This window comes from Mycobacterium sp. (genome assembly GCF_035499775.1).
In the GTDB taxonomy this organism is placed as follows: domain Bacteria; phylum Actinomycetota; class Actinomycetes; order Mycobacteriales; family Mycobacteriaceae; genus Mycobacterium.
The window spans coordinates 1-8,095 of record NZ_DATJYB010000498.1; the positions used below are offsets into that span (position 1 = coordinate 1).

The 8,095-nt window shown below is 65.1% G+C and carries 6 protein-coding genes and 1 pseudogene; 3 read left to right on the forward strand and 4 right to left on the reverse strand.

Annotated elements, in window-relative coordinates; all coding sequences use genetic code 11:
- Positions 1-263: pseudogene (locus VML93_RS30555) on the forward strand (hypothetical protein); the annotation flags it as partial.
- Here the strand turns inward: VML93_RS30555 and VML93_RS30560 are convergent.
- Positions 235-1,365, reverse strand: coding sequence for a vWA domain-containing protein (locus VML93_RS30560; protein ID WP_325616313.1), 1,131 nt, complete (start codon positions 1,363-1,365; stop codon positions 235-237). The pseudogene VML93_RS30555 and the gene VML93_RS30560 overlap by 29 nt on opposite strands.
- Entirely contained in the window at positions 1,358-2,272 is a 915-nt protein-coding gene (locus VML93_RS30565; RefSeq protein WP_414686492.1) for an AAA family ATPase, read from the reverse strand. The genes VML93_RS30560 and VML93_RS30565 overlap by 8 nt, the downstream gene beginning before the upstream one ends.
- A 212-nt stretch (positions 2,273-2,484) precedes the next feature.
- Between VML93_RS30565 and ggt the strand changes: the two genes are divergently transcribed.
- The gene (gene ggt / locus VML93_RS30570) at positions 2,485-4,452 is read left to right on the forward strand and encodes a gamma-glutamyltransferase (RefSeq protein ID WP_325616317.1); all 1,968 of its coding nucleotides are present in this window, start codon (positions 2,485-2,487) and stop codon (positions 4,450-4,452) included.
- Between the two features lie 159 nt (positions 4,453-4,611).
- On the opposite strand, the gene VML93_RS30575 is transcribed toward ggt, so the two are convergent.
- Positions 4,612-5,415 (reverse strand): crotonase/enoyl-CoA hydratase family protein, encoded by an 804-nt coding sequence (locus tag VML93_RS30575; RefSeq protein WP_325616319.1) that lies wholly within the window; start codon positions 5,413-5,415, stop codon positions 4,612-4,614.
- Positions 5,416-5,934: 519 nt separating this feature from the next.
- Here VML93_RS30575 and VML93_RS30580 point away from each other — a divergent pair.
- Entirely contained in the window at positions 5,935-7,524 is a 1,590-nt protein-coding gene (locus tag VML93_RS30580) for an MFS transporter (RefSeq protein WP_325616321.1), read from the forward strand.
- A gap of 99 nt (positions 7,525-7,623) precedes the next feature.
- Here VML93_RS30580 and VML93_RS30585 read toward each other — a convergent pair whose 3' ends face one another.
- The gene (locus VML93_RS30585) at positions 7,624-8,001 is read right to left on the reverse strand and encodes a type II toxin-antitoxin system VapC family toxin (RefSeq protein ID WP_325616322.1); all 378 of its coding nucleotides are present in this window, start codon (positions 7,999-8,001) and stop codon (positions 7,624-7,626) included.
- Positions 8,002-8,095: the final 94 nt, after the last annotated feature.

The following is an 8,095-nucleotide window of genomic DNA, read 5'->3' on the forward strand; positions in this document are numbered from 1 at the left end:
CGGGGACGTTCATGGACTACCTGATCCCGACCACGATGGAGATCCCCGAGATCGAAATCCACCACATCGAGACGCCGACGGACATCGCCTACAACTATCGAGGCGTCGGTGAAGGGGGCATGATCGGCGCACCGGCGGCGATCACCAACGCGGTGGAGGATGCCCTCGCCGACCTCGGCGTCCGGATCACCGAACAGCACCTGCCGCCGACCAGGATCCTCGAGCTCGCAGGCGTCATCCCCGAGCGCACCGACCCGAGATGACCTCGATCAGATCGTTCAATGCGTTCAGGTTGTGACCCTCGATGAATTCGTCGATGTGCGGCAGAGCTGCGGCCATACCCCGGGCCAGGGGGGCGTAACCAGGCGACGCCTTGAGTGGGTTGACCCACACCACCTTGTGAGCCACGCGCGACAGCCGCGCCATTTGATCGGCGATTACGCTCGGGTCGCCCCGCTCCCAGCCATCAGAGAGGATGACTACGACGGCGCCACGAGACATGCCCCGCATCCCCCACGCATCGTTGTAGTCGCGCAAACTGTCCCCAAGTCGAGTGCCCCCAGACCAGTCGGGCACCACAGCGCCCGCGCGACGCAATGCTTGATCGGGGTCACGGGACAACAGCTCCCGCGTCAGCCGGGTCAGGCGTGTTCCCATGGTGAAGGCCTCCACGCGCCCGCGGCCGGCCACCGCCGCGTGCATGAACCGCAGTAGCGCCCGGGAGTACGGGTCCATCGAGCCGCTGACATCACACAGCAAAACAAGCCTGCGGGGTTGCAGGGTCGGCGCGTACCAGGCTCGGCGGATGGGCTCTCCACCGGTGCGCAAGGCACCGCGCACAGTGGCACGGATGTCAGGCTGCGGATGCCTTGGGTGCCTCTGCCGCTTGGCGGGCCGCCGCCGCCTGCTGCGTCGCATCGCCGCTGTCGCACGAAGATCGGCCATCAACCGCTGCGCATCGGCGAAGTCTGCTGCTGTGTATTCGCCAAAGTCCTTGCTGCGCAGAACCTCTACCGGGCTATAGCGAACGACGGTCGTGGGTGCTCGGCTCGGGTGCTCAGCGTCGTCTTCGGTTTCCGGCTCTGGGTCGTCGTCGACCCTCTCCTCTGTGGCTATCGCGGCGAGACGGGCATCCGGCGGTTGGTGGAGCCAGACCGAACGGAATACGCGATCGAAGGTGTCGATGTCCTCCGGCCGCTTGACCAGAACGGCACGCCCCGCCCAGTACAGGCTGTCACGATCGGCCGGGTCAAGCTCGCTCAGGGCCGACACGAAGAGCGCGACCGAGCCGGTGGGAACGGCCATGTCCTCGGCGCGTAGGCGGCGTGCGAACATCACCGCAAGCCGGTCCGCGCTGTCATACATCGTCGTCGGCCACCCGCAGCAAGGTGTCCAGCCCTGCCGCCCTTGCCTTTTCGATGTCTTCGCGATACTTCAGCACCCAGCCGAGGGTGTGCTCGATCTCAACGTGGGCCAATTCCGGCTCGCCCAGTTCAGCCAGTGCTCGGGCCCAATCGATCGTTTCGGCCACTCCGGGGGGCTTGTAGAGGTCGAGTCCCCGCAACGCCTCGACGGCGGCCGCGACCCGCCGTGCCAGCCGTTCGCTTGCCTCGGGCACGCGCAGCCGCACGATGGCCACTTCTCTGTCGATGCCGGGATGCTCGACCCAGTGATAGAGGCAGCGGCGTTTGAGGGCGTCGTGCAGGTCACGGGTGCGGTTGGAGGTCAGCACCACTAGCGGCGGCACCTCGGCCACGAAAGTTCCGAGCTCCGGTACCGTCACCGCGAAATCAGACAAGATCTCTAGCAGGAACGCCTCGAACTCGTCATCGGCACGGTCGATTTCGTCGATGAGTAGCACCGGCGGGGGGCCATCGCGGTTGTCGAGGGCTTGTAGGAGTGGTCGCCGAACGAGGAATCGCTCGGAGAAGAGTTCATCTTCAGCAGCCGCCACAGCCTCTGCGCCACGCGTTTCCGCGGCCTTCAGGTGCAGCAACTGGCGGGCGTAATCCCATTCATAGACCGCCTGCGACACGTCGATGCCTTCGTAGCACTGCAGGCGCAACAGCTTGGCGCCGGCCAAGCGCGCCAGGGTTTTGGCAACCTCGGTTTTGCCCGCCCCGGCCTCACCCTCAAGCAGCAACGGGCGGCGTAGCCGCATGGCGAGATGAATGGCCGTGGCCAGACCCTCGTCGGCGAGGTAGCTGAAGCGGGCGAGGTCTGCTTTGAGCTGGCGGACCGCGTCGGTCGTCACGGGTGCACCTCCTGACATGCTCCGAACGATCCGCCGTGCGAGATCGCGCACATACTGCGGACTCTACGAAGCGACGAGGCCGTCGCGCTGTCTTATCCGAAAACATCGGCTCGATGCGAGCGATATCTACCGCGGCGTCAATGACGACGACACGGGTTGGTGGAATATTTGCATTGCTTGTCTGCCCAAGCAGGCGCCTATCTTGGATATGCACTAATCGTCACTTACGCATGCCTGCTGTGGGAACGGATTTCACTTTGTTAAGCGTCGCTTTGCGAGTTGGGGCGTTGCTCGTTGCGGTGATGCTGTCCCTGGCGGGATGTAATAGTAGCCACGTGGGTGCACCAAACCCGAGCAGTAGTCACGTGGGTGCACCAAACCCGTTGGGCCCCTGCGAGATCGTGCCCAATGGCACACCGGTGCCCAAGACGGCACCCGAAATCGCAACTAGCTACCGCAGCAACATGACCGTGGTGCAGACCACTCGCTATGCGGTCGCGACCGCCAATCCGCTGGCGACTCAGGCTGCCTGTCGAATATTGCGCGACGGTGGTACCGCCGCGGACGCCCTGGTGGCGGTGCAGGCGGTGTTGGGGCTGGTCGAACCGCAGTCTTCCGGGATCGGCGGCGGCGGTTTTGTCGTGTACTACGACGCCCCGACCGGCTCGGTCCAGGCCTACGACGGCCGCGAGGCCGCCCCGGCGGCCGCCACCGAGAATTACCTCCGCTGGATCAGCGACGTCGACCACAGCGCACCCAGACCTACCGCGCGGGCCTCGGGACGGTCAATCGGCGTGCCGGGCATCTTGCGAATGCTCGAGATAGTGCACAACGAGCACGGACGGACAGCCTGGCCAGACCTCTTCGGCCCCGCAGTCGCGTTGGCCGACAACGGTTTCGACATCAGCCCCAGGCTGGCCGAGGCCATCACCGACTCGGTGGCGCGACTGCGTGTCGACCCACCGGCACGCGGATATTTCCTCAATCCCGACGGCAGCCCGAAGGCCTCGGGGACTCGGCTAACCAACCCCGCGTACGCAAAAGCCTTGGCCGCCATCGCCTCCGCCGGTGCGAGCGCCTTCTATGCCGGCGACATCGCGCACGACATCGTCGCGGCGGTGCGCGACCAGTCGGCTGGTCGGACGCCAGGCCAGATGACACCCGACGACCTGGCGGGCTACGTCGCCAAGAAGCGCGAACCCTTGTGCACGACATACCGCGACCGAGAGATTTGTGGCATGCCGCCACCCTCGTCGGGTGGCCTCGCGGTGGCAGCTACGTTAGGCGTCCTTGAGCACTTCCCGATGAGCAACTACCGGCCGGGCGACGTCGACCTCAACGGGGGTCACCCCAACGTGATGGGCGTTCACCTGATCTCTGAGGCGGAGCGGCTGGCCTACGCCGACCGCGACAAATATGTCGCTGACACCGATTTCGTTCAGCTGCCCGGCGGCTCGCCCAATACGCTGGTTGACCCGGCGTATCTGGCCGGCCGCGCCTCCCTGATCTCGCCCGAGCACAGCATGGGCAGCGCCAGGCCGGGCGATTTCGGCACGCCAACGGATAACCCGCCGCGGGTGCCCGAACACGGCACCAGCCACGTGAGCATCGTTGATTCTTACGGCAATGCGGCCGCGATGACGACGACCGTGGAATCGCCATTCGGCTCCTTCCACATGGTCGACGGGTTCATCCTCAACAACGAGCTCACCGATTTCTCCGCCGAGCCCCGCGCGACGGACGGGTCAGCGGTGGCCAACCGGGTCGAGCCCGGAAAACGGCCGCGCAGCACCATGGCACCAACGCTGGTGTTCGATCGCTTGCCAAGTGGACAGCATGCCCGGGGTGCACTGAGTGCGGTGGTGGGCTCGCCCGGCGGCTCGTTGATCATCCAATATGTCGTGAAAACACTTGTGGGGCTGCTGGATTGGGGCCTGAACCCCCAGCAGGCGGTGTCCATGGTGGATTTCGGCGCCGAAAACACACCGGAAACCAACGTCGGCGGCGAGCATCCCGCGATCAACACCTCCGACAACGGCGAGCACGACCCGCTGGTGCAGGGCCTGCGCGCACTAGGACATCAGATCAACCTGGAAGAGGCAATCAGCGGACTGTCGGCGATCGCCCGCAGCGGGTCGAATTGGGCCGGCGGCGCCGACCCGCGCAGCGAGGGCGCGGTGATGGGCGGCAGCGGATGAGAGCGGGTTCCGGCTCGTCGCGTCCGAGAGAAACGGCCTGCCGCGCCTACAAACGCGACAGGCGGGTCGTTTTGCGCCCACCGGCAGCACCCCTAGCCCGCAACGCGATACGAGTGAGGGAAGCTATTCAGACACTCCAGGATCCGAAATATCATCTCGCTAAGCGGGGTTGGCGAAAACCGGCCGCTCCCCAGACATTCCAGCGACCACGGCAGCGATCTGGTTAGGCGTGCCGATCAGCCCGGTCTGCAGAACTGATTCGCGCGCAAGAGCAGTCGCGGGGTCGTTGCTGGTCCAGGTTCCGTTGTACAGGCACTTCGCGGCGCGGATGGCATCCGGTGACTTCAGGGCGATCTCGTCGGCGAGCGCCAGCGCCGCTGACAGCGGATCCGCCGCCGTGCGAGTGACCAAACCGAGCTCGCAACCCTCGCTGCCAGAAACGATGCGGCCAGTGAACGTCAACTCTTTCGCAACGTCGATCGGCAGCAGTCTCGGCAACGTCTGCGTGATAGCCATGTCGGGAACGAGTCCCCACTTGATCTCCATGATGCTCAGCTTCGCGTCCGGCGCGGCGATCCGGATGTCTGCGCCCAGCGCGATCTGCAGACCGCCGCCGAAGCAGTTGCCGTGGATCGCAGCGATGACGGGCGCCGGTACCAACGACCAGTCGTAGGCCACGCGCTGAGCAAGGTTCGCCGGCCGGTCCTCGTCTCGGACCAACAGAACGCCCGTGCCACCCTCACCGCCCATGAAACTTGCCACGTCCAAACCAGAGCAGAAGCTCTTACCCTCACCGTGCAAAACGACCGCGCGGACCGATGCATCACCTGCCAGCTGCTCTGCGGCATCCACCAAGGCTTCGAACATTGCTTGGTCGAGGGCATTGTGCTTGTCGGCGCGCACCATCGTCGCCGTTGCCACGCCGTTGTCGGCGATCCGCACCCGGACCCTGTCTTCGCTCATGAGGAGCAACCTATCGCGCCGTGACCTGATCAAATTTTGTGGCAGCGGCAACCACCTTGGCATCTACTTCGCCGTCCGTCTACCCGTCGCTCATCGAGAACCAGTGGGGCGATCCATTGCGCGCCGAAGCGGATCGTCGGAAAGGAGTTACGCCCAAGGACGTTAACGATAGGTAAATTTGCGCCGTCGTCATCGGCACCGGCGGACACCGCGTCGTGGTGCGTTGGATGACCAAATGCATTGCGGCGCGGGCGCATCCGCACGAGGCATCCATGCGATGATATCGGCCGTCGAGTCCGCTGTGGCCATCTTCACCACCTTTCGCGCAGGTCACACGGCGTGCCGCACCGCCGGCGCACGCGCATACTTGAGACACTCCGGGAATTGCCACGAGGAGTAGCCCGTGCCCAGCACCGCCGCTGCGAGCGTTTCCGGCACGCACGTGGCTGCCGAGCGGTTGGAGCCCTTGAACAACGAGCGGTCCGTCCCGTCGCTTTTGTGCGCCAGGCGGGATCAATCGTGAGAGTGCGAGAGGTCGCGCCGCCGAAGCGGGTCATGGTGGTGGCGATCCTGGTCTCGATGGTCGCCTTCCTCGATGGCACCGTCGTGAATCTGGCCCTGCCGGCCACAGCGCGTGACATTGGCGGGGGCGTGTGCTTACAGCAATGGGTCGTTGACGGCTACCTGCTGGCGGTGGCCGCCATGGTGCTGCCGGGAGGTGCGATCTCCGATCTGTTCGGACGAATACCGGTGATGCGCTTCGGGCTGGCGGCATTTGGGGCGGGCTCGTTGGTCGCGGCCACTGCGGGTACCCCGGCGGTGCTGATCGCCGGGCGGGTCGTCCAGGGGTTGGGCGGCGCGTTTCTGGTGCCCGGCTCGCTGGCGCTGATCAATTCGACGTTCGACCGAGCAGACCGGCCTGTCGCGATCGGATCCTGGACGGCGTTTACCGGTGCCGCTCTCGCGCTGGGGCCGATACTGGGTGGACTGATCGTGGACTTCCTGAGCTGGCGCTGGATCTATATTTTGCCGGCGATCCCGATGGCCATCGGTTTTGCCCTGACGTTTTGGCTGCACCCGATGCCGAGGCCATCCCAACGCGCTCCCCTAGACGTCGCAGGCGCCGCAATGTCGGCGCTCGGACTGGCCGCCACGGTGTATGCCTTGATCGAATCGGGTCGGCGCGGATGGGACGACTCCCTCGTTAAGGCTGCGCTGATCGTCGGGGTCACGGCATTGGTGGCGTTCGTGAAATGGCAGCGCCGCGCCCCCCACCCGATGGTGCCGCTGGGCCTGTTCACCAGCCGCAACTTCAATGGCGCCAATCTGGTCACCGCGTTCGTCTACGGCGGAATCACGATGAGCTCACTGGCCATCGCTCTGTACCTCCAAGAGGTCGTCGGGTACTCGGCGACCGCCGCGGGTCTGATTACCTTGCCGACCCCGATCATGTCGATGCTGTTCGCCCGCCGCGTCGGCGGCATGGCCGCACGGATCGAACCCCGGATTTTCCTGATGACGGGTCCGGCGCTAGCCGGGTTGGGGCTGCTGCTGATCCGCCCCGCCACTCACGGATTCGACATTGTCACGGACGTAATACCAGGCAGGATCGTGCTCGCCATCGGTATGGTGCTTGCCGTCACACCCCTGACCGCGGTCTACATGTCCTCTGTCAAGTCCGCGCACAGCGGAGTCGCCGCCGCGATCCAAAACGCGATGGGCCGGACCTCGACGCTGATCGCTGTGGCATGTGTGGGACTGATCGCTGCCGGCACACTCACCGATGCCAGTTTCACCCGGCTGCTGCAGGTCAGCGCGCTGTTGTTCTTTGTTGGCGCGGTCATCAGCGGCGTCGCATTCAGAAATCCGGCCGTTGCCGCTGGGCCCGTCACCGCTGAGCCCGTGCCCGCTGAGCCCGTTGCCGCTGAACTCGTCGCCTCGGTGCCGCTGCCGCTGTGGGGCCCAACCTACTCCGAGCAGCCGCAACTGGCGCCGGGCGCGCCAGCGCGAATACTTGAGCGCGACCCGACGCGCTTCCAGTGTCCGCGTGGACACCCATTTGCAGTCAGCTGCAGTCTTGCATGTGACTGCAATCCACCGCTCATGTGATCGAGCGCGAATCGAGGGCGCGATTGCCGGTGCAACCCGTTGCCGGATCAACCTCGCCCCCGAGCACGGCCTGAATCGGCAGCTTCGAACGGGCCGAGATCAGCGAATCAGGCGGACTTCGATCGGCAAATCGAGTTTCTGCCATGCACGGTCAGCGGTCATGACGATCGCAGGCGCACTCCGGATGGTCAGTGCAAGGCAGCATCGGTCGCCGAGTGAAAGTTGTCGTCCACCCTTGATGGAACGAAGAGCGCCGGCAAGCTCCGCGTCATCGGCTGTCAATGGTTCGATGTTGACACCAGCGGCGACTAAGAGTTGGCGTACTTCTGCGGGGTTGATCTGCGCATCGACTAGCTTGCCGATCACCTCGGCGAGATTCGTTGTGCCGATTGTCGATTCGGCCATCGCGTTGGCGACCACGTCGGCTCCGGGCTCATCGTGAAACAACGCCAGAACAGCGGAGGCGTCGAGAATCATTCGCTGCGCGCCTCGGCGCGCCGTTCTGCCAGCAGCTCTTCCACCAAGGAACGATTCACCGCGCGGTCGCGCCCTAGCGACCGTAGTTCGTCGA

What these genes read in the sequence shown, in the direction of transcription:
- VML93_RS30560 (WP_325616313.1), bottom strand. Translation starts at nt 1,365, where the DNA reads ATGTATGACAGCGCGGACCGGCTTGCGGTGATGTTCGCACGCCGCCTA.
- VML93_RS30565 (WP_414686492.1), bottom strand. Translation starts at nt 2,272, where the DNA reads ATGTCAGGAGGTGCACCCGTGACGACCGACGCGGTCCGCCAGCTCAAA.
- ggt (WP_325616317.1), top strand. Translation starts at nt 2,485, where the DNA reads ATGCCTGCTGTGGGAACGGATTTCACTTTGTTAAGCGTCGCTTTGCGA.
- VML93_RS30575 (WP_325616319.1), bottom strand. Translation starts at nt 5,415, where the DNA reads ATGAGCGAAGACAGGGTCCGGGTGCGGATCGCCGACAACGGCGTGGCA.
- VML93_RS30585 (WP_325616322.1), bottom strand. Translation starts at nt 8,001, where the DNA reads ATGATTCTCGACGCCTCCGCTGTTCTGGCGTTGTTTCACGATGAGCCC.